Origin of the sequence: Acinetobacter sp. I-MWF (genome assembly GCF_025433935.1) — a bacterium.
Classification (GTDB): Bacteria; Pseudomonadota; Gammaproteobacteria; order Pseudomonadales; family Moraxellaceae; genus Acinetobacter; species Acinetobacter guillouiae.
In genome coordinates this window covers 1-389 of sequence record NZ_JAMBAR010000008.1, presented here as the reverse complement: position 1 = coordinate 389, position 389 = coordinate 1, and the positions used below count along the sequence as shown (strand labels likewise).

The 389-nt window shown below is 44.0% G+C and carries 1 protein-coding gene; it reads left to right on the top strand.

Translation table 11 applies throughout. The annotated features are described in order from the left end of the window. Window positions 1–182, top strand: a 182-nt coding sequence (locus M2R48_RS21110) for a YceK/YidQ family lipoprotein (RefSeq protein WP_262087581.1), incomplete at its 5' end; no start/stop codon positions are given. Window positions 183–389: the final 207 nt, after the last annotated feature.

Sequence of the window (389 nt, the reverse complement as noted above, 5' to 3'; positions counted from 1 at the left end):
AAGGCGTTCAGCTGGACTTTCATGCGGCGACTGATTGGACACTGATCAAGGGGAGTAATGGACTGATTATTCCGTTAGCTATTATCGACTTACCTTTTTCTTTTGTTCTCGACACGTTGACTCTTGGGAATGCATTAGATGCTGACAGCGGTGAGCTGAATTGTCCGCGAAAGTTTACGTAGCGCTTGGGCGCTGGCCAGCTAAAAGGTAGTGCGTTTTTGGGGGGGAGTAGTTTTTATTGGTCGAGATCATTTCTCTAACGAATGTTCTGATCGTTTTTATGGAAGCCTGTTTTTCAATGGGCGAGTTTTGGATTGTTTTATTTATGTCCCAGGGATTTGTTTTATTGGGTGATAAAACCACCCATGGTGGAGAAGTGATATCAGCTT